Source organism: Streptomyces sp. TAA204 (assembly GCF_000424965.1).
On sequence record NZ_AUKW01000005.1, the window covers coordinates 229,561 to 250,364 of the forward strand.

The window sequence follows — 20,804 nt, forward strand, 5'->3', positions numbered from 1 at the left end:
TGTCACTGTACGGGTGCGGCAGCCTCGGGGCCCCGAGAGGCGGTGACGACGCCGCTCCCCGTACGGCATAGGCTCGACGCCCGTCACCACCCGAACCGACCTGGAACGGCAGCATGGCTGAGAACCACCGCACCCCCCGCACCACCGGCGAGAGCACGACCGACGGCCTCGAGGAGCCGGTGGGGGAGGACGCGGTGCGGGAGCCGGTGGCGGATGCGGTCAGGGCGGAGCTGACCGAGCTGCGCGCGAGCATCGACAACATCGACGCCGCGGTCGTGCACATGCTGGCCGAGCGCTTCAAATGCACCCAGCGCGTCGGCCGTCTCAAGGCCGACCACCACCTCCCGCCCGCCGACCCCGCCCGTGAGGCCAGGCAGATCGCACGACTGCGGGAGCTGGCGGAGAGCGCCAAGCTGGACCCCGCCTTCGCGGAGAAGCTGCTCAACTTCGTCATCGCCGAGGTGATCCGCCACCACGAGACCATCGCCCGCGCCTGAGACGGCGCGGCGGGGGCCGGGCCCCACCACGCGGGATCCCCGAGCCGGACCCCGGGGGCCGGCGCCGCCCCTGCTCAAAGCCGGGGGGTGTCGTCCTCCCCGATGTGGTGGACGCGGACGAGGTTCGTCGAGCCGGGGACGCCGGGCGGCGAACCGGCCGTGATCACGACCAGGTCGCCCTTCGCGCAGCGTCCGAGCTTCATCAGCTGCTCGTCGACCTGATCGACCATCTCGTCCGTGCTCTGCACAGTGGGGACGAGGAATGCCTCCACGCCCCAGGTCAGGCTCAGCTGCGAGCGGGTGGCGGGATCGGGGGTGAAGGCGAGCACCGGCACCGGCGAGCGGTAGCGCGAGAGCCTCCGCACGGTGTCACCGGACTGTGTGAAGGCCACCAGGAACTTCGCACCGAGGAAGTCGCCCATCTCCGCGGCCGCCCGCGCGACGGCACCGCCCTGCGTACGCGGCTTGCTGGTCTGAGTCAGCGGTGACAGCCCCTTCGCGAGCAGCTCCGCCTCGGCCGCCTCCACGATGCGCCCCATGGTCTGCACCGTCTCGACGGCGTGCTTTCCGACGCTCGTCTCGCCCGAGAGCATCACCGCGTCCGTGCCGTCCATCACGGCGTTCGCCACGTCCGAGACCTCTGCCCGCGTCGGACGGGAGGACTCGATCATGGAGTCCAGCATCTGGGTGGCGACGATGACGGGCTTGGCGTTGCGCCGGCACAGCTTCACCGCGCGCTTCTGCACCAGCGGCACCGACTCCAGGGGCATCTCGACTCCGAGGTCGCCGCGGGCGACCATCACACCGTCGAAGGCGTCGACGACGGACTCCAGGTTCGTCACACCCTGCGGCTTCTCCAGCTTCGCGATGACGGGGAGGCGGCGGCCCTCCTCCTCCATGACCCGGTGGACCTCTTTCACGTCGTGCCCGCTGCGCACGAAGGACAGGGCGATGACGTCCGCGCCCGTGCGCAGCGCCCACCGCAGGTCCTCCACGTCCTTCTCGGACAGGGCGGGCACCGAGACCGCGACACCGGGGAGGTTGAGGCCCTTGTGGTCGGAGACCATGCCGCCCTCGACGACGAGAGTCCGAACGAGCGGACCCTCGACGCCGACGACCTCCAGCGTCACGCGGCCGTCGTCGACGAGGATGCGCTCTCCCGCCGTCACGTCGGCCGCCAGCCCGGCGTATGTGGTGCCGCAGCAGGACCGGTCGCCCTCCATCTCCTCCACGGAGATGGAGAATTCGTCGCCGCGTTCAAGAAGTACCGGCCCTTCACGGAAACGCCCCAGCCGAATCTTCGGACCTTGAAGATCAGCGAGGACGCCGACGCTGCGGCCGGCCTCCTCGGACGCCTTGCGCACCCGGTGGTAACGCTCCTCGTGCTCGGCGTGCGAGCCATGGCTCATGTTGAACCGGGCCACGTCCATCCCGGCGTCGACGAGTGCCTTGATCTGCTCGTACGAGTTGGTGGCGGGGCCCAGTGTGCTGACGATCTTTGCGCGGCGCATGGTACGAGCCTACGACTTACCCATGGGTAGAGAACGGCTCGCGGACGTCCCGCCAACGACCTCTGCCCGGCCGGTCATTGACAACCAATAAAAGTGGGCGAGCGCCCGCTCCGATGAGCACTCCGCGGTGGCTCCGGACACTCCCCGCGAGCACCGCCTCACAGGGAGGGACGGCTCATCAGGAAACGCGCGTTCACCCGCGCCTGCACCCGCTGCCGCTGCGGCTCCAGGTCCAGCGCCGGAGCCGCCTCACCGGCCGGCGCGCCCCGGAAACCGGCCGCCCGCGCCCCGGGAGGCGGGGGAGCGGACGGCGTGCTGCCCTCCGCTCCCGGATCGGCCAGCTCCACCAGCGCCACCAGTTCCGCGCCCAGCGCCCCCGCGTACTCCCGTGCCCGTGTCACCGCCTCGCGCACAGCCTGCTGCCGAGCCTCGCGGTGGGCGGGGGAGTCCGGGCGCAGCGCCCACCACGGGCCGTCCACCCGGGTCATCTCCAGATCCGCGAGCTGTGTGCTCATCTCGCCCAGTGCCGTGAAGTCGCTGACGGTCGCCGTGATCTGCACCCGGCCGTGGTACGTGCGTACGCGCTCACGGCGTCCCTTCTCCGTCAGTTCGGGGGAGACGGAGAAGGCGCCGGTCGAGAGCTTCTCGACCGCCTCGCCGTAGCCCTTGAGCAGCTCCAGGACCTGGGAGTTGCGCCGCGTCAGCGCCTCCAGCGCCTCCCGCCGGTCGGTGCCCCGCGCGCCCACCTGCACCCCGATACGGGCGATCTCCGGGTCGAACTCGAGGCTCGCCTCCCCGTGCACGGCCACCCGCGGCTCGTCGGGAGTGCCGTAGGGAACGGGAGAGGGGGCTGCGGAGTGACCGGGTGTGTTCGTCATGCGGTCACTCTCGCAGACCTGTCACGGTGCCCGCCGCGCCTCCGGTCAGCCGGGGCTGTGGCAGACGGCCTCGATGTTGTTGCCGTCCGGGTCGCGGACGAAGGCCCCGTAGTAGCTCTCGTGGTACTCGGGCCAGAGACGGGGCGCGTGCAGCACTTCCGCCCCGGCCTCGACGGCCGCGGCGTGGAAGGCGTCGACGGTGGCGCGGTCGGGTGCCGCGAACGCGATGTGCCCCTCGCGGGCCCGGCCCTCTCCGGTGGCGGGGCCCAGCCAGAAGGCGGGAGCCCGGCTGCCGTAGCCGATGACCTCGCCGAAGTCGAGAATCCGTGCGGCTCCCAGGGGCGACAGGACGGTGTCGTAGAAGGCCGCTGCTGCGGCGGGGTCCTGCGTCTGAATCGAAATGTGATCGAACATCCCAACAGTCTTTCACCATGGGACGCGCCTGTCACCGGCCCGCACCGAAGGCGGACGGCCACCGCTTCCGGCGGCCGTCCCGCGCCGCCGCCGGAAGAGAGCGCCCCGCGCGCCCTGACGGGACCGGACCCGCGCCCTGACGGGACCGGACCCGCGCCCCGACGGGACCGGACCGGACCCGCGTCCTGATCAACTCATGCGCAGAGGACGGAAATCCGCGTGCCCGCGGTCCGCGCGCTCGGCAACCCCGGGAGAGCCGTCCGCGAGCGCCCCCTCCGGACGCAGTCCGAACGTCGTGAACGCCGTGCGCCGGGGAATGCGGAAATGCTCCTCGCCCGTCAGGGAGTTGAGAATCACCGCACTGCGGTGCGCCGCCAGCCCCAGATCCGGCGCCCCCACACCGTGGGTGTGCCGTTCGGCGTTCTGCACATGGACCGCACCCGTGACCGACGGATCCATCACCAGCCGGAACCGGTCATCCACACGCACCCGCTCCGAGGCGTCCCGCCGCAGCCACGGTTCGAGGGAGGCCAGCACACCGTCCAGCGGACGCTCCCGGTAACCCGTCGCCAGGACCACCGCGTCCGTCGCCAGCCGCGTGCGTACGTCCTGCTCCGCCTGCTCCAGATGCAGCTCCAGCCGCGTCGCCCCGACACGTCCCGCCGTACGGACGGCCACCCCCGGCGTGATCACCACATCCGGCCAGCCCCCGTCCAGAGTGCGGCGATAGAGCTCGTCATGGATCGCACCGAGAGTGCCGTGATCGACGGCCTTGTGCAACTGCCACTGCCGGGGGACCAGTTCGTCCCGCACACGCTCCGGCAGCCCGTGGAAGTAGCGGGTGTAGTCCGGTGTGAAGTGCTCCAGGCCCAGCTTGCTGTACTCCATGGGCGCGAACGCGCCGCTACGGGTCAGCCAGTGCAGACCCTCCCGCCCGGCGGGACGGTGCCGCAGCAGATCCAGGAAGACCTCCGCACCCGACTGGCCAGACCCCACGACCGTGACATGACCCGCGGCCAGCAACCGCTCCCGGTGGTCGAGATACCCGGACGAGTGGACCACCGGAGCGCCCGCACCGGTCGAGGCCGCCAGCGCACGCAACGGCTCGGGAACATACGGCGCGCTGCCCACACCGATGACGAGATTGCGCGCCAGGCAACGACCGGGCGGTGCGCCCTCCTCCCCGGCGTCGAGCCGCGTGAAGTCCACCTCGAACAGGCCGCGTTCAGGCTGCCAGCGCACGCCGTCGACACGGTGGCCGAAGTGCAGCCCCGGGCCCGCCGCCCCACTCTCCCCCTCGTCACCGGCCACCAGCCCCTCGCTCACCCAGCGGCAGTACGCGTCGTACTCGGCACGCTCGATGTGGAAACGCTCGGAGAAATAGAACGGGAAGAGCCTGTCCCGCGACTTGAGGTAGTTCAGGAACGACCAGGGCGACGCGGGATCGGCGAGCGTGACCAGATCCGCCAGGAACGGGACCTGCAGCGTGGCGCCCTCGATGAGCATGCCCGGATGCCAGTGGAAACCGGAGCGCTGCTCGTAGTGCGCGGTGCGCAGACCGGGGATGCCGTCGGCGAGGGCTGCCAGCGACAGATTGCACGGACCGATCCCGACGCCCGCCAGATCCAGCGGCCGCTGCTCGGGCGCCGCGGCGGGCAGGGGACGGCGCGGGGCGGGACGCCGCGCCCGCCCCCCGCCGCCGTCCGGCGTGGTGCGCTGCCCGGGCAGCCCGTACGGGAGCGGCGCCGCCGCCTCCCGGCCGTGCCGCGTGCCACCGAACTCAGCGCCAGGCGAGGCGGATTCGGCCCCGCCGTGCGGCGGGAGGAGGGGAGCGGGGCCGGAGGGAGACATGTGCGGGTCGTCGGCTGTCGTCATGGGCGGCGGCTCCTTGCTCGGACGGAGACGGGGGCACGGTTCGGCGGACGGGCGGACGGGCGTACGGGCGTACGGGAGAGGGCACTGGCGTCAGGGCGGCGAAGACCTCGCGTCGTGCACGAGCTTGAGCAGGCTCTCCAGATCACTGACGCGGGTGTGCGGATTGAGCAGGGTGGCCTTCAGCCACAAGCCGCCGCCCCCGCCCGTACCGCAGTTCGCGCTGCCGGCCTCGCCCGCACCGCCCCCGGGCATCTCGGCCCGGCCCAGCACCGCACGCCCGTCGGTCAGCAGACGACGCCGCACGCGGGAGACCTCGGCCGCGTCCGCCCCCGCCGGCCGGAACAGCACCGTCGACAGCGCCGGCGCACCGAAGAGCTCGAACCTGCCGTCGGCGGCGACCGTTTCGGAGAACCGCACCGCCACAGCACACGTCCGCTCCACCAGCGACGCCAGACCCGCCCGCCCCAAGGCGCGCAGCGTGACGGCCACCTTCAGCACATCCGGCCGGCGCGTCGTACGCAGCGAACGGCCCAGCAGCGGCGGCAGCCCCGCAGCCGTGTCGTCGTCGGCGCTGAGATAGCCCGCACTGTGGTCCAGCGGAGCAAGCGCACGGCGGTCGGGGACGACGAACGCCCCCGCGGCGACAGGCTGCCAGCCCAGCTTGTGCAGATCCAGGGTGACGCTGTCGGCCCGCTCCAGCCCCGCGAGCCGTGCGCGCAGCCGGTGACTGAAGAGCAGCATCCCCCCGTACGCCGCGTCCACATGCAGCCGCACGCCCCGCCGCCCGGCCGCACCGCCCCGGCCGTACTCACCGACCACATCGGCCAGTTCGGACAGCGGATCGATCGCCCCCGAATCCGTCGTGCCCGCCGTCGCGACCACGAGCACCGGCCGGGGGCCGCCACCCCCGAGGGAGGCGAGCGTCCCGCGCAGCGCCTCCGGCTCCAGCACACCACGCGGAGCCGGCACACGCACCGGCTCCGGCAAACCCAGCAGCCACGCCGAACGGTGCACACTGTGATGGGCGTTGGCGCCGCAGACAACACGCAGCCCCGCGCCGAACCGCTCACGTGCCAGCAGCAGACCCAACTGGTTCGACTCGGTGCCGCCAGTGGTCACCAGCGCGTCCGGCACACCCCCGGAGGGACCGACGCTGCCGCCGCCGTCCCCGTCGTGAACCAGCCGCGCCAGCGCACGACACGTCGCCGCCTCCAACTCCGAGGCAGCCGGCGCCTGGTCCCAGGAATCCAGCGACGGATTGAGCGCACTGGCGGCCATATCGGCCGCCGCCGCCACCGCCAGCGGCGGGCAGTGCAGATGCGCGACGCACAGCGGATCGGCCGGATCAGCCGCCCCCTGGGCCGTCATCCGCACCAGCGAGCCCAACGCCTCGGCCGCGCCCGTACCCCGCTCGGGAATCACCCCGCCGCCCGGACCGTCCTCCAGCGCCGCGCGCACCGCCTCCGCCACCCGCAGCGGGCCGCCACGGGGAAGCGGACCACAGCGTGCCGCAGCCCCCTCCTCCAGAGCGTCGAGCACCACACCCGTCAACGGGCGCAGAGCGGCGGCCCCTTCGGTGCCGCCCGCGAGGAGGCGGGGATCGTCGGCGTACGCAGGCATGAGCGGGACTCTTTCAGTGGCGCGGTCGCACGACTCCGCAGCCCGGCGCGCACACAGCAGGCGCCCGCCGGACCCAGGAGAAATGGTGAGGCGGCCCTAACCTACGTGCGCACGGGTTCCATTGATCTCGATACGCACCCCTTTCGCCCGAAGGGGTGACCACCTCCGGCCGAGCCTCCACACCCCCCGCAGCACCCCGGAAACCCCACGCCGCCCCGCCGAACGACCCCGCAGCCCTACGGCTCCCACCGAGCCCGCACCCGCACAGCACGCCGCAACTCATCCAGCTGATCGGCCAACTCCCGCCCCAGCGCCGGCGTCACACCCTCCCCACGCACACACTCCTCCCCACGCCGCACCACCCACTCCTCGACCACCGGACGAGGAAACGCGAACCGCCCCACCAGCTCCGCCACCGCGGCACCACGCCGAGCAGCCACCGGCACCGCATCCACGAAGAACCGCTCCACATACCCCTCCAGCAACTCCCGCTGCTCCGGCTGCCAGAACCCCTGCGCCGTCGCCCGCAGCACATAGTTCGACAACCGGTCATGAGCGAACATCGCCTCCCACGCCGCCGACTTCGCCGCCGCGTCGGGCAACGCCGCCCGGCAACGAGCCGCCCCCTCCTCACCTTTCGCACCCGGGTCCGCCGCAAGCGCCGCATCGATCTCCGCACCACCCACCGCACCCAGCACCGACAGACGCAGCAACAACCGCCACCGCAACTCCGCGTCCAGCACCACACCCCCCGGCGCCGAACCCGCGACCCACCAGCCGTACAACTCCTCCGAAGACACCGCACAGTCGATCAACTGACGCACCGCCGTCAGACGCAGCCCCTCCACATCCGCGGCACCCCCACCATCCACCGCCGCGCCCGCGGCCGCCCCGGACAGCACCTCACGGCACACCCCCGACAGCAGCCCCAGCGCACCCTCACGCCGCCCGGCAGGCAGAAAACGCTCCGCCACCGTCCCCCGAGCGAACGTCAGCACACTCTCCAGCAGCGCGACATCCGGCTCCCGACCAGCATGCGCCCGCACGGCCTCCAGATACTCACCCGGCGCCAATCCGCCGTCCCGCACCGTCTCCCGCGCCGCGTTCCACACCACAGCCCGCGAGATCGCCTCCGGCAGACCCGACAACCCGGCCCGCACCACACCCCACGACCCCTCGTCCAGACGCACCTTCGCGTACGTGAGGTCCCCGTCGTTCACCAGCACCAGATCAGGACGCGGCCCCCCGGCCACCACCACCGGCTCCGCCTCGTCCGCCCCCACCTCACGCTCCAGCCGCTCCCGCAGCACCAGACGCCCCGGATCGGCCGGCGCCACATCGTAGAGACCAAGCGCCATCCGGTGCGGGCGGCTCCCCTCGTGCCCCAACGCCACCGACCACTGCCCGCTGCCCTCCGCCACCCGCAGCGAGAACGTGTCCACGCCCGTCGTGCGCAGCCACCGCTCCGCCCAGCCGTGCACATCGCGCCCCGACACACCCGCGAGCGCGTCCAGGAAGTCCGACAGCTCCGCATTCCCGAAACGATGCCGTGTCAGATGCCTGTTGACGCCCGCCAGGAAATCCCTCTCACCCAGCCACACGGCCAACTGCCGCAGCGCCGAGGCCCCCTTCGCATACGAGATCCCGTCGAAGTTCAGCAGAGCCGAAGCCGTGTCCGGCACGGACCCCGGCTCCGGAGCCACCGGATGTGTCGAGGCGCGCTGATCCGCGTCGTAGCCCCAGCCCTTGCGCTGCACGGCGAAATCCGTCCACATGCCCGAGAAACGCGTCGCCTCGAACAGCGTCTGATACCCCATGAACTCCGCGAACGACTCGTTCAGCCAGATGTCGTCCCACCACAGCGGCGTCACCAGATCCCCGAACCACATGTGCGCCATCTCGTGCGCCACCGTGACACCGCGCGTCCGCCGGTCCAGCTCGGTGACCGCCGACCGGAACACGTACTCGTCCCTGAACGTGACCAGCCCCGGATTCTCCATCGCCCCCGCGTTGAACTCCGGCACGAACGCCTGATCATAGGAGTCGAACGGATACGGCTCCTCGAACACCTCGTGATAACGGTCGAAACACCGGCGCGTGATGTCCAGCAACTCCTCCGCGTCCGCGTCCAGATGCTCCGCCAGCGACTGCCGCACATGCAGACCGAACGGCAGCCCCGCATGCTCCGCGTGCACCGAGTGGTAAGGCCCCGCCACCACCGCCACCAGATACGTACTCAGCGGCGGCGTCTCCGCACACACCCAACGGCCCCCGCCCGTACGGCGCGCCACCCCGTTCCCCAGCACCGTCCACCCCTGCGGCGCCGTCACCGAAACCTCGAAGACCGCCTTCAGATCCGGCTGGTCGAAACACGCGAACACCTTCGGCGCATCCGCCAGAAAACACTGCGAATACAGATACACCCGCCCGTCCGCCGGATCGGTGAACCGGTGCATCCCCTCACCGACCCGCGAATACGGCATCCGCGCCTCCACGCGCAGCTCATGCGGCCCCTCGGCCAGACCCCGCAGCCACAGGCGTCCGTCCTCGAACGCCGACGGCTCCAGCGCCACCCCGTCCAGCTCCGCCCGCACCAGCTCCGTGGGCCGCACCTCCGCGAACGTCTCCGCGCCGCCCTGACCCTCCCGCACCGAGAACCGCACGGCCGCCGTCGACGCGAAGACCTCCTCACCGCACGTCACATCGAGATCGACGGCGTACCGCTCCACGTCGATCAGCCGGGCTCGCGTCTGCGCCTCAGCGCGCGTCAGTACGGACATGCGCGCCATGCTGCCGCACGGCCGCCGCGCGGCGCACCGGAGTAAGTTTCCGTGCACGGCGGCCCGGTGGGGCTCAGTACTTCGGGCCGACGTGCGCGTCCATCAGCGCCACGGACGCGCGCCGGGCGACGGAGATGTTGAGCGGATCGCTGCCGCGGGCGAGCGTGGTCCATTCGACGCCGAGGGAGTCCAGGGTGTCGGTGAAGAGTTTCCTGATGTCGTCGGACCTGTTGGTGAAGAAGTAGCGCGGGTACTCGTAGCGTTTTCGTACGCCGCGGACCGCGCGCGTCGTCCAGTTGGTGATGCGGCAGCCGTCGGAGTGGATCAGCCCTTTCACCAACTCCCAGGGATGTGAGTCGACGAGTTCCTGCTGCCAGGCTTCGAGCGAGATGGGCCGCTCATGCTTTCTGCCCGGTCCGTGCTGGGGAAAGAGGCAGGGCCAATGGGCGTTGTACGCAGTGACGTTGACGCAGCCCTGCCGTTGTACCCGCATGACTTTGTAGCCGGGCCGGACCGCCCTGATCGCCCGGGAGCATTCGTCGATGAGCCCCGGCCAGGCGTCGGCGCAGGCGATGCGCAGCGAGAACGTCCGGGCGAGGCGGCTGACGCAGCCGTCCCCGAGATAGAGGCCCAGTAGGTAGACGTAGGCGGCCTTGTCGGGGGGAGGCTCCGGCGGCTGCGCGCATCTCGCGCACGTGGCCCGGCCGGGCTGCAAGGGCAATAGGCGCATCTGCCAGGACCGGAGTGCCGAACGGGAGATACCGGTCTGTTTGCTCACGGAGTTGAGGCTGCGGCCCTGGCCGAGAAGCGCGAGAGCCTGTTTACGGACTGTGATGTCGTACATGCTCGCGATATTGGCGAGCTCGTGTGCGACGTGCAGAGCAACGAAGGGGTGTTCCTTCGTGCGGGCGAAGATCCTCGAAGTCGCTTGCGACTTTGGAATCGTAGGCCAAGTGCCCCGGGTCGGATTCGAACCGACACTGTATGGGTTTTGAATCCATGGCCTCTGCCGTTGGGCTACCGGGGCGTCTGCAATTCGAAGGTTCGGGCCCTCCTGCTGTGTCACCACCATACAGGACCCCGGTACCCTCGTACCTCCCACCTGTGCGGAAACGAGGAGCCCAGTGAGCACCGCGGACGTCCCCGAGCCCAACAACTCCGGTACCGAGACCGAGGCCGTCCAGGCCGAGGAGCAGAGTGGCGCCCATGTGCCTCCGCTGACCACGCGCGTGGTGATCGCGGAGGACGAGGCGCTGATCCGGATGGACCTCAAGGAGATGCTCGAGGAGGAGGGCTACTCCGTCGTCGGCGAGGCCGGGGACGGCCAGAGTGCGGTGGACCTGACGCGGGAGCACCGTCCGGATCTGTGCATCTTCGATGTGAAGATGCCGGTCCTGGACGGGATCTCCGCCGCGGAGAGGGTCGCGGAGGAGGGCATCGCGCCGGTGCTGATGCTGACGGCGTTCTCGCAGCGTGAGCTGGTGGAGCGGGCGCGGGACGCGGGTGCGATGGCGTATCTGGTGAAGCCGTTCAGCAAGAGCGACGTGGTGCCGGCGATCGAGATGGCGGTCTCGCGTTTCACGCAGTTGCGGGCGCTGGAGGAGGAGGTCGCGGATCTCTCCCAGCGGCTGGAGACGCGCAAGCTGGTGGACCGGGCGAAGAGTGTGCTGCAGACGCAGTACGGGCTGACCGAGCCGGCGGCGTTCCGTTGGATCCAGAAGACGTCGATGGACCGGCGGTTGTCGATGCAGCAGGTCGCGGAGGCTGTGATCGCCGACGGCGAGGAGAAGAAGAGGCAGCAGCAGTAGGGCTGTTGCGCGTGCGTGAGTGTGCGCGTGAGTGCGCGTGCGCGTGACTGCGTCTGCGTGAGTGGGGGCCGTCCCGGTGCTGTCGGTGTGCCGGGACGGTCCCCGTTCGTGTCGCGTCAGTCCTCGCCGAGGTAGGCCTTGCGTACGGATTCGTCGTGCATGAGTTCCTGGCCGGTGCCGGAGAGGGCGATGGTGCCGATCTCCATGACGTGTCCGTGGTCGGCGAGGGAGAGGGCTGCCTGGGCGTTCTGCTCGACGAGGAGGATCGTCGTGCCCTGGGACTTGAGTTCGCTGATGGTCTCCATGATCTTCTGCATCATGATCGGAGAGAGCCCCATGGAGGGTTCGTCGAGCATGAGGAGCTTGGGCCGTGACATCAGGGCGCGGCCCATGGCGAGCATCTGCTGTTCTCCGCCGGAGAGGGTGCCGGCGGCTTGTCCGCGGCGTTCGCCGAGGATGGGGAAGAGGGTGTAGGCCTTTTCGATGTCCTCCTGGATGCCGGCGGTGTCCTTGCGGAGGAAGGCGCCGAGCTGGAGGTTCTGGGCGATGGTGAGGCGGGGGAAGATGCGGCGGCCTTCGGGGGAGTGTGCGAGTCCCCTGGCGACGATCTTGTGGGCGCCGATGTCGTTGATCACTTCGCCGTTGAAGGTGATCTTGCCGGTGAGGGGTTTGAGCAGACCGGAGAGGGTGCGCAGTGTGGTGGTCTTGCCGGCGCCGTTGGTGCCGATGAGGGTGACCACCTGTCCGGCCTCGACGGTGAAGGAGATTCCCTTCACGGCTTCGATCTTGCCGTAGGCGACGCGCAGGTCCTCGACTTCGAGCAGCGGCATCAGACGTTGCCTCCCTTCGGGGTCTCGTGGGTGCTCTCGGCGTCGCGGTGCTGTTCGGCCTGGCGTACTTCCTCGGCTTCTGCTTCGCCCGGTTCCCCTTCGAAGGGCGTGCCGAGGTAGGCGGCGACGACGCGTTCGTCGCTCTGGACGAGTTCGGGTGTTCCTTCGACGAGTTTCTCGCCCTGGACGAGTACGGCGACGCGGTCGCAGAGGTTGAAGATGAAGCGCATGTCGTGCTCGATGACGAGTACGGCTGTGCCCTTCTCCCGTACGGCGAGGACGAGGTCGCGGGTGGCGGTGGTCTCGCCGGCTGTCATGCCGGCGGTGGGTTCGTCGAGCAGCAGCAGTCCGGGGTCGCTGGCCAGGGCCCGGGCGATCTCCAGCTTGCGCTGTTCTCCGTAGGGGAGGTTGCGTGCGAGGTGGTCGCGTTTGCCGGCGAGGCCGGTGAACTCGAGGAGTTCCATGGCGCGTTCCTCGGATCCGCGTTCGGCCCTGCGGAAGCCGGGGCCGCGCACGAGGGCGGAGAAGAGGCCTTCCTTGGTGCGGGTGTGGCGGCCGACGAGGACGTTTTCGAGGACCGTCATGTTGGCGAAGAGCCGGATGTTCTGGAAGGTGCGGGCGATGCCTGCCTTGGTGACGAGGTGGGAGCGGTGCGGCAGGATCCTGCCCTTGTAGGCCACTTCGCCCTCGGTCGGCACGTACAGGCCGGTCAGGCAGTTGAAGAAGGTGGTCTTGCCTGCGCCGTTGGGGCCGATGAGGCCGACGATCTCACCGGCGTCGACGTCGAGATCGACGTTGTGCACGGCGGTCAGTCCGCCGAAGCGCTTGGTCACTCCGGAGGCCCGCAGGACGGACTGCTTCTGCGGTGGTGTGGTCCCGGGGGTGCTGGTCGCTGTCGTGGTGGTCATCTTCCTCATGCCTCCGTCTTGCTGAGGCCGGGGTCGCCTGCGGGGACGTCGAGCTGGCCGGTTTCGTGGAATTCGAGCTTCTTGCGCCGGTCGGCGACGAGGCCTTCGGGGCGGAAGCGCATCAGGAGCACCAGCGCCAGGCCGAAGAGCAGGAGTTGGTAGTCGGCCATGAACTGGAGCTTGGCAGGGATGAGGTAGAGCAGTGAGGCGCCGATGAGCGGTCCGGAGACGGTGCCCATGCCGCCGAGGATGACGGCTGCCAGCAGGAAGGCGGAGTTGGGCGGTACGACCTCGACGAACTGGTACTGCTCGGGGGTCACGGACGAGGTGACGTGGGCCTGTACGGTGCCGGCCATTCCGGCGAGGGTGGCGCCGAGGGCGAAGGCGATGAGTTTGACGCGGAAGCCGTTGATGCCCATGGCGCGTGCCGCGGTCTCGTCCTCGCGGACGGCCACCCAGGCGCGGCCGATGCGGGAGTGGTCGGCGCGCTGGAAGATCGTCACGATGACGATCGTGAACAGCAGCATCAGCAGGTAGTAGTTGGCGAACGGGCCGAGTTCGAAGCCGAGGACGGTGTGGTCCTCGCCGAAGTTGAATCCCGCGATCTCCAGGTCGGGGATGTTGGCGATGCCGTTGGCGCCGTTGGTGACGGACGGTCCGGAGGAGCCGTCGAGGTTCTCCATGCCGATGCGGAAGATCTCGCCGAAGCCGAGGGTGACGATGGCGAGGTAGTCGCCGTGCAGCCGGAGTGTCGGGGCGCCGATGACGACGCCGAAGACGAGTGAGGCGAGTGCGCCGGTGAGGACGGCGGCCCAGAAGGGGAACTGCACGCCCAGTACGGAGGTTTCCGAGCCGGAGACCAGTGCCGCGGCGTAGGCGCCGACGCCGAGGAAGGCGACGTAGCCGAGGTCGAGGAGTCCGGCGAGGCCGACGACGACGTTCAGGCCGAGGGCGACGGTGGCGAAGATGAGGATGTTCGCGGCGACGGAGGTGTACTGGTCGCTGCTCTGGGTGAAGGGGAAGCACGCGGCGGCGACGAAGGCCGCCGTGAAGGTGATGTTGCGGTGCTTGGCGGTGACTCCTGCCAGCCGGCGGCTCAGTCCGGCTCGTCCGAGTGCGGCGGCGCCGGTGCCGACCAGGATGAGGAAGCCGATGAACAGTTCGCCGTAGGGGGTGTCGATGCCGTAGGTGAAGACGAACAGTCCGACGCCGAAGGAGACGGCGATGATGAGCAGTTCGGCCCAGCCGGGCAGTCGCTTGCCGGGGCCGGGTGCGGGGGCCTTGAGGGAGTGCCGGAACCGCTGCCAGGCACCCGGGTCGCGCAGCGCCGGGTCGGCGGGGTCGAAGGGTTCGTCGGCGCGGAGGCCCAGTGCGCCGACGACGGCGGTGAGGCTGCCGAGCACGGCGACCCACATGCCGGGTTCGAAGTTGACGACTCCGCCGAGGACGACGGCTATGGCCGCGGCGCTGAACCAGGCGACGCCGAGGGTGCCGAGGGACATCAGGATCACGGGGGCGGTTCGGCCGCCGGGGGTGAGCCAGCGGAGTCCGCGTACGCCGCTGCCGGAGAGCAGCATGGCGAGGGTGAGCAGTGACCCGGCGAGGGTGAGGAGTTGCAGGTCGACGGGGGAGCCGTAGTAGGTGAGGTCGCCGGGGAACTCTCTGGTCCAGGTCCAGGCGAGCAGGGTGCTCGCGAAGGTGGTGACGCTGCCGGCGAGGGTGAGGATGCGGGCGGCCCCGGGCGGCAGCGGCAGGGTGCCGGGGGCGCCGGTGGTGTCGAGCGGTTCGGCGGGCCCGGCGGGTGCGGGGGTGTGCATGTCGGTGTTGGTGGTTGCCATCGCTATCACGCCCTGTCCGCGATGCGTTCGCCGAGCAGGCCCTGGGGTCGTATGAGCAGGACGAGGATCAGCAGGACGAACGCCCATACGTTCTTCCAGGCGCCGCCGCCGAAGAGGTCCATGCCGGGGATGTGTTCGATGTAGGCGGTCGCCAGTGATTCGGCGAGGCCGAGGACGAGGCCGCCGACCATGGCGCCGTAGATGTTGCCGATGCCGCCGAGGACGGCCGCGGTGAAGGCTTTGAGGCCGAGGATGAAGCCGATCTTGAAGTCGATCTGGCCGTACTTGAGGCCGTAGGCGATGGCGGCGACTCCGCCGAAGCCCGCGCCGATGGCGAAGGCGGTGACGATGATGCGGTCGGTGTTGATGCCCATCAGCTTCGCGGTGTCGGGGTCCTGCGAAGTGGCCTGCATGGCGCGGCCGGTGCGGGTCTTGGCGACGAACACTCCGAGGCCGGCCATGCAGACGGGGGCGGCGATCAGCAGGAAGAGTTCGCCGCGCTGGATGGTGGCGCCGAGGAATTCGAGGCTGTCGCCGCTGAAGCGGGGGAAGGTGCGGGCCTTCTTCGCGTCCGGGTAGAAGCCCCAGATCAGCTGCTGCAGCATGATGGCGAGGCCGATGGCGGTGATCAGCGGTGCGAGCCGCGGGGCGCCTCGCAGCGGCCGGTAGGCGAAGCGTTCGGCTCCGACGCCGACGAGTACGGACACGCCGACGGCCATGACGAGCATGAGCGGCAGGGCGAGCAGGAGGGACGTGCCCTCGGGGAGCATCAGCCATGCTGTCAGGCCGCCGAAGGCGCCGAACATGACGATCTCGCCGTGGGCGAAGTTGATGAGCTGAACGATGCCGTAGACCATCGTGTAGCCGATCGCGATGAGGCCGTACATCGCGCCGAGGATGAGTCCACTGGCCAGTTGCTGCGGCAGGTCGTTCACCGCGGGGCCTCCGAGTGGTGTCTGGATACAGGCCGAGCGGGGGCGCTTTTTGCGCCCCCGCTCGGCGTGATGGGCGTGCGGAACCGTGCGGGTTGCCCGGTTCAGTCTTCGAAGGTGCCTGTCTTGATGGGCTTGTGCTCGCCGTCCTTGACCTCGTACAGCGACAGCTGCTTGTTGGTGGTGTCGCCGTACTCGTCGAAGCCGACCTCGCCGCTGACGCCGTCGAACTTGACGTCCTGCATGGCTTCGGCGACCTTCTCGCGGGTCTCGTCCATGTTCTCGGGCAGCTTGTTGTCGTTCTCCTCGGCGACTGCCTTGACGGCCTGGATGATGGACCAGGTGGCGTCGTAGGCGTAGCCGCCGTAGGCCTCGTAGGCCTCCTCGTAGCCGGCGGCCTCGTAGTTCTTCATGAACTCCTTGGCGCTGTCGAGCGTCTCCAGGGGCGCGCCGACGGAGGAGGCGATGTCGCCGTCGGAGTTCTTCTTGGCGAGCTTGATGTAGTCGGCGCTGAAGAGGGCGTCGCCGCCGACGACGGGTCCTTCGAGTCCGGCCTGCTTGGCCTGGTCGGACAGGGGGGCGCCGGCGGGGTACTCGCCGCCGTAGTAGACGAAGTCGGGCTTGGCCCTGGCGACCTTGTTGACGACCGCGTTGAAGTCCTTCTCCTTGGGGTCGACGTGGTCGGTGCCGACGACCTCGCCGCCCAGCTTCTCGAACTCGGCCTTGAAGGTGGCTGCGAGGCCCTTGCCGTAGGTCTTCTTGTCGTCGATGACGTAGACCTTCTTGAACTTCTTCTCGTTGTACATGTACTGCGCCGCGTACGGGCCCTGGATGGCGTCCGTGGTGGAGGTGCGGAAGTACGTCTCGAAGGGGCGTTCCTTCTTGCCGCTGCGCCAGTCGTTGCCCTGTGTCAGTTCGGGCGCGGTGTTGGCGGGGGAGACCTCGACCATGCCGGCCTTGTCGAAGACCTTCTGCATGGACTGGCCGACGTTGGAGTTCAGCGGGCCGACGGCTCCGACGACGTCCTGGTTCGCCACGAGCTTGGTGGCGTTCTGCTGGCCCTGGGAGGGCTGTGCGGCGTCGTCGAGTGCCTGGAGCTTGAAGGTGACGCCTTCGACGGTCTTGTTCTTGTTGGCGGTCTTGACCGCGAGGTCGGCGGAGTTCTTGATTCCCTGGCCGAGCGCGGACAGGTCACCGGAGAGCGGGGCGTCGAGACCGATGGTGAGGGTCTTGGTGTCTCCACCACTGCCGCCTCCGCTGTCGTCCCCGCGTGAACCGCACGCCGTCAGCGTGAGAGATCCCGCGGCTATCGCGGTGGTGATGATGAGCAAGGAACGGTGGCGCACGATCAGTCCTTTCCCCATGGCGGGCCTTCGGAGATGAAGGGCCGTGTCGCGCGCCGGGCTCCCTGAGGGTTCGTCGTTCAGGGCTTGCTGTTCCACGCCCGGCGGCGCGGTGACTGGCCGTGACTCTATGGCCGAGGCATCGCGGGGGGCAGAGGGGCAGACCAAGGTGTGACGTTCTTGTTATTGATGTCCGACCGGGTCGTGTCCGTGGTGAAGGCTCCCGGAAGATCACCGCTGTGTCGGGGGAGTAGCGGACACATTTCCGCCGGGCGAAGCAGCAGTTGGTTCGGGGATTGTGCGCGCCCGCGGAGCCGGAGGGTCAGCGGGGCGTCCGGAATGCGTGCGCGGCCAGGCGGGCATGGCGCTCACCGGGGACGATGCGGGGATTCCGGCTCGTACGTTCATCACACAGGGTGATGTCGGAGTGAGGCGGGAGGGCTGCGCACGGGAGTCCGTCACAGCTGGTGACCGCCGCTGTACGTGCGCCTTGCCGCGGGCAGCCCCCTCGCCCGGCGACGGCTGGACGCCGCCGGGCGAGGGCGGGCGGGGTGCGGACAGGCCGCCGCTCGCGCCGCGGCGGACGTCCGCGCCGGTCCTCGTCGCCCCGCGGGAAGGGTGGTGCGTGTCGCGGGCTCAGGCGCCGGGCTGTCCGGAGTCGCGCAGCAGGCACGTCAGCCGCGCGGTGCACACGCGCTTGCCGTCCTCGCCGGTGATGACGGTCTCGTACGTGGCGGTGGAGCGTCCCCGGTGCAGGGGTGCCGCCGTGCCGGTGACCAGGCCCGAGCGGAGGCCGCGGTGGTGGGTGCAGTTGAGGTCGACCCCGACGGCGTACTTCCCCGGACCTCCGTGCAGCATCGCGCCGACCGAGCCGAGGGTCTCCGCGAGCACCGCCGAGGCGCCGCCGTGCAGCAGTCCGTAGGGCTGGGTGTTGCCCTCGACGGGGAGGGTGCCGATGACCTCTTCGGGTGAGGCGTGGAGGATCTGCAGCCCCATGCGGTCGCCGAGGTGTCCCGCGGAGAAGAGGCTCGGCAGGTCGAGTCCGAGGCCGGACCACTGGTCGAGGATCTCCTGCGAAAAAATGCTCGCGGTCTGCTCCATGGGCATGTGGCTCCGATCACCCTGCCGGTTGCTGTTGTCCGCCACCGTCCTATCAGGTGGCTGAGCGTGCGCTCAGGTCGAAGTGATGCGGATCACCACGGACTTGCTGGCGGGGGTGTTGCTGCCCTCGGCTGTCGCGTCGAGGGGCACCAGGACGTTGGTCTCGGGGTAGTAGGCCGCCGCGCAGCCGGGGGCGGTGGGGTAGTGGACGACGCGGAAGCCGCGGGCGGTGCGTTCCGTGCCGTCCGTCCATTCGCTGGTCAGGTCGGCGTAGCCGCCGTCGGTGAGGCCGAGGGCCGCGGCGTCGGCGGGATTGACGAGGACGACGCGGCGGCCGTTGCTGATGCCGCGGTAGCGGTCGTCGAGGCCGTAGACGGTGGTGTTGTACTGGTCGTGCGAGCGGAGGGTCTGCAGCAGCAGCCGCCCCTCGGGCACGCGGGGCCAGGTGACGGGTGCCGCGGTGAAGTTGGCCCTGCCGGTGGCGGTGGGGAAGCGCCGCTCGTCGCGCGGCGCGTGCGGCAGGGTGAACTCCCCCTCCTGCTCCAGGCGCCGGTTGAAGTCCTCGAAGCCGGGGACGACGCGGGAGATGCGGTCGCGCACGAGGGCGTAGTCCTTCTCGAAGTCCTCCCAGGGTGTGCGCGACGCGGTGCCCAGGACGCGGCGGGCCAGCCGGGCGACGATCGCCGGCTCGGACAGCAGGTGGGGACTCGCGGGCTCCAGCCGTCCGCGGGAGGTGTGCACCACGCCCATGGAGTCCTCGACGGTCACGAACTGCTCCCCGCTTCCCTGCAGGTCGCGCTCGGTGCGGCCCAGCGTGGGCAGGATCAGCGCACGGGCGCCGGTGACGCAGTGCGAGCGGTTGAGCTTGGTCGAGACGTGGACCGTCAGGCGGGCCCGCCGCATGGCGTCCTCGGTGACGGCCGTGTCGGGTGAGGCGGCGACGAAGTTGCCGCCCATGGCGAAGAAGACCTTGGCCCGGCCGTCACGCAGGGCGCGGATGGCGTCCACGACGTCCAGGCCGTGCGCGCGCGGCGCGGCGATGCCGAACTCCCGCTCCAGCGCGTCGAGGAACGCGGGCTGCGGCCGTTCGCTGATGCCCATGGTGCGGTCGCCCTGCACGTTGCTGTGGCCGCGTACGGGGCACACGCCCGCGCCGGGGCGGCCCACCATGCCGCGCAGCAGCAGGAAGTTGACGATCTCGCGGATGGTGGGCACCGAGTGCTTGTGCTGGGTGAGGCCCATGGCCCAGCACACGACGGTGCGGCGCGAGGCGAGCACCATCCGCAGGGCGTCTTCGATCTCGGCGCGCTCCAGGCCCGTCGCCGTCAGGGTCTCCTCCCAGCCGGTGCCGCGGGCCTCGCGGGAGAAGTCCTCGTACCCGTGGGTGTGGGCGGCGAGGAACTCCTCGTCGAGCCCGCCGTCGGCCTCGATGACGAGGCGGTTGAGCATCCGGAAGAGCGCCTGGTCGCCGCCGAGGCGGATCTGCAGGAACAGGTCGGTCAGGGCGGTGCCGCCGCCGGCCAGGCCGCGTGTCGTCTGGGGGTTCTTGAACCGTGTCATGCCGGCCTCGGGCAGCGGGTTCACCGTGATGATCTTCGCGCCGCCCGTCTTGGCCTGCTCCAGCGCGGAGAGCATCCGCGGGTGGTTGGTGCCCGGGTTCTGGCCGGCGACGATGATCAGGTCCGCCTGGTGGAGGTCCTCCAGGAGGACGCTGCCCTTGCCGACGCCGAGAGTCTCCGTCAGTGCCTCTCCGGAGGACTCGTGGCACATGTTGGAGCAGTCCGGCAGGTTGTTCGTGCCGAACTCGCGGGCGAAGAGCTGGTAGAGGAAGGCGGCCTCGTTGCTGGTGCGGCCCGAGGTGTAGAAGAGCGACTCGTCGGGGGAGGCCAGCGCGTCCAGTTCCTCGGCGACGATGTCGAAGGCACGCTCCCAGGGCACCGGTTCGTACGCCTCGGCCCCCTCGGCCAGATACATCGGCTGGGTCAGCCGGCCTTGCTGCCCCAGCCAGTAGCCGGAGCGCGTCGCCAGGTCGGCGACGGGGTGCGCGGCGAAGAAGTCGGGGGTGACGCGGCGCAGCGTCGCCTCCTCGGCCACGGCCTTCGCGCCGTTCTCGCAGAACTCGGCTTTGTGCCGCTTCGCGGGCTCCGGCCAGGCGCAGCCGGGGCAGTCGAAGCCGTCCCTCTGGTTGACGCGCAGCAGGGTCAGCGCGGTCCTGCGCACCCCCATCTGCTGTTGCGCGGTGCGCAACGACCGTGCCACCGCGGTCTTGCCGGCGGCGGACTCCTGGGGGGCGGAGACCTGCGGCGCGTCCTGGACGGGGTCGTGTGCGGGAGGCTTTCGCATACCAGTGATGGTGCCACGCCCTCATGTGCGCCCGCCCGCGTGGAGTGCGCGCGCGCCGCGCTGTCGGTGGGCCGTGGGAGGATCGGGGACGTGGCTAAGAAGGCATCCCAGGACACCGCACCGCAT

General features: G+C 70.1%; 16 protein-coding genes and 1 tRNA gene. 2 read left to right on the forward strand and 15 right to left on the reverse strand.

Features of this window, described 5'->3' with window-relative positions; all coding sequences use genetic code 11:
• Window positions 1-113: 113 nt before the first annotated feature.
• Entirely contained in the window at window positions 114-497 is a 384-nt protein-coding gene (locus H343_RS0111845; protein WP_486586875.1) for a chorismate mutase, read from the forward strand.
• A gap of 74 nt (window positions 498-571) precedes the next feature.
• Here the strand turns inward: H343_RS0111845 and pyk are convergent, their stop codons facing one another.
• From pyk to H343_RS0111885, 8 genes are all read right to left on the reverse strand, one after another.
• Window positions 572-2,008, reverse strand: coding sequence for a pyruvate kinase (pyk, locus tag H343_RS0111850; RefSeq protein ID WP_028431320.1), 1,437 nt, complete (start codon window positions 2,006-2,008; stop codon window positions 572-574).
• A 158-nt stretch (window positions 2,009-2,166) separates the two neighbouring features.
• Window positions 2,167-2,886 (reverse strand): SIMPL domain-containing protein, encoded by a 720-nt coding sequence (locus tag H343_RS0111855; RefSeq protein ID WP_028431321.1) that lies wholly within the window; start codon window positions 2,884-2,886, stop codon window positions 2,167-2,169.
• A 45-nt stretch (window positions 2,887-2,931) separates the two neighbouring features.
• A complete protein-coding gene (locus tag H343_RS0111860; RefSeq protein WP_028431322.1) occupies window positions 2,932-3,300 on the reverse strand; it encodes a VOC family protein in 369 nt (122 codons plus the stop codon).
• A 189-nt stretch (window positions 3,301-3,489) separates the two neighbouring features.
• Window positions 3,490-5,175, reverse strand: a complete 1,686-nt coding sequence (locus H343_RS30225) for a lysine N(6)-hydroxylase/L-ornithine N(5)-oxygenase family protein (RefSeq protein ID WP_486586876.1) — start codon at window positions 5,173-5,175, stop codon at window positions 3,490-3,492.
• A gap of 90 nt (window positions 5,176-5,265) precedes the next feature.
• A complete protein-coding gene (locus tag H343_RS0111870) occupies window positions 5,266-6,795 on the reverse strand; it encodes a pyridoxal-dependent decarboxylase (RefSeq protein WP_028431323.1) in 1,530 nt (509 codons plus the stop codon).
• Window positions 6,796-7,031: 236 nt separating this feature from the next.
• Complete coding sequence (gene pepN, locus H343_RS0111875) at window positions 7,032-9,575, reverse strand: aminopeptidase N (protein WP_028431324.1); 2,544 nt, start codon at window positions 9,573-9,575, stop codon at window positions 7,032-7,034.
• Window positions 9,576-9,648: 73 nt separating this feature from the next.
• Window positions 9,649-10,419 carry a helix-turn-helix domain-containing protein gene (locus tag H343_RS0111880; protein ID WP_028431325.1) on the reverse strand — a complete coding sequence of 257 codons (771 nt, stop codon included), beginning with the start codon at window positions 10,417-10,419 and terminating at the stop codon, window positions 9,649-9,651.
• Between the two features lie 110 nt (window positions 10,420-10,529).
• A tRNA-Leu gene (locus tag H343_RS0111885) sits at window positions 10,530-10,602 on the reverse strand.
• 181 nt (window positions 10,603-10,783) lie between these two features.
• On the opposite strand from H343_RS0111885, the gene H343_RS0111890 reads away from it, so the two are divergent.
• A complete protein-coding gene (locus tag H343_RS0111890; protein ID WP_078505521.1) occupies window positions 10,784-11,383 on the forward strand; it encodes a response regulator in 600 nt (199 codons plus the stop codon).
• A gap of 116 nt (window positions 11,384-11,499) precedes the next feature.
• On the opposite strand, the gene H343_RS0111895 is transcribed toward H343_RS0111890, so the two are convergent.
• From H343_RS0111895 to H343_RS0111925, 7 genes are all read right to left on the reverse strand, one after another.
• A complete protein-coding gene (locus tag H343_RS0111895; protein ID WP_106958828.1) occupies window positions 11,500-12,216 on the reverse strand; it encodes an ABC transporter ATP-binding protein in 717 nt (238 codons plus the stop codon).
• On the reverse strand, window positions 12,213-13,121 hold the full coding sequence (locus H343_RS0111900; protein ID WP_028431328.1) for an ABC transporter ATP-binding protein: 909 nt from the start codon (window positions 13,119-13,121) through the stop codon (window positions 12,213-12,215). Before H343_RS0111900 ends, H343_RS0111895 begins: the two co-directional genes overlap by 4 nt.
• A 5-nt stretch (window positions 13,122-13,126) precedes the next feature.
• Entirely contained in the window at window positions 13,127-14,959 is a 1,833-nt protein-coding gene (locus tag H343_RS0111905; RefSeq protein ID WP_037903462.1) for an ABC transporter permease subunit, read from the reverse strand.
• 5 nt (window positions 14,960-14,964) lie between these two features.
• Entirely contained in the window at window positions 14,965-15,894 is a 930-nt protein-coding gene (locus H343_RS0111910) for a branched-chain amino acid ABC transporter permease (protein ID WP_028431330.1), read from the reverse strand.
• Between the two features lie 101 nt (window positions 15,895-15,995).
• Window positions 15,996-17,237: a branched-chain amino acid ABC transporter substrate-binding protein gene (locus H343_RS0111915; protein WP_028431331.1), complete on the reverse strand. Its 1,242-nt coding sequence runs from the start codon at window positions 17,235-17,237 to the stop codon at window positions 15,996-15,998.
• A 633-nt stretch (window positions 17,238-17,870) separates the two neighbouring features.
• Window positions 17,871-18,335, reverse strand: a complete 465-nt coding sequence (locus H343_RS0111920) for a PaaI family thioesterase (RefSeq protein ID WP_037903542.1) — start codon at window positions 18,333-18,335, stop codon at window positions 17,871-17,873.
• A gap of 72 nt (window positions 18,336-18,407) precedes the next feature.
• Complete coding sequence (locus H343_RS0111925; RefSeq protein WP_106958829.1) at window positions 18,408-20,678, reverse strand: FdhF/YdeP family oxidoreductase; 2,271 nt, start codon at window positions 20,676-20,678, stop codon at window positions 18,408-18,410.
• Between the last annotated feature and the right edge of the window lie 126 nt (window positions 20,679-20,804).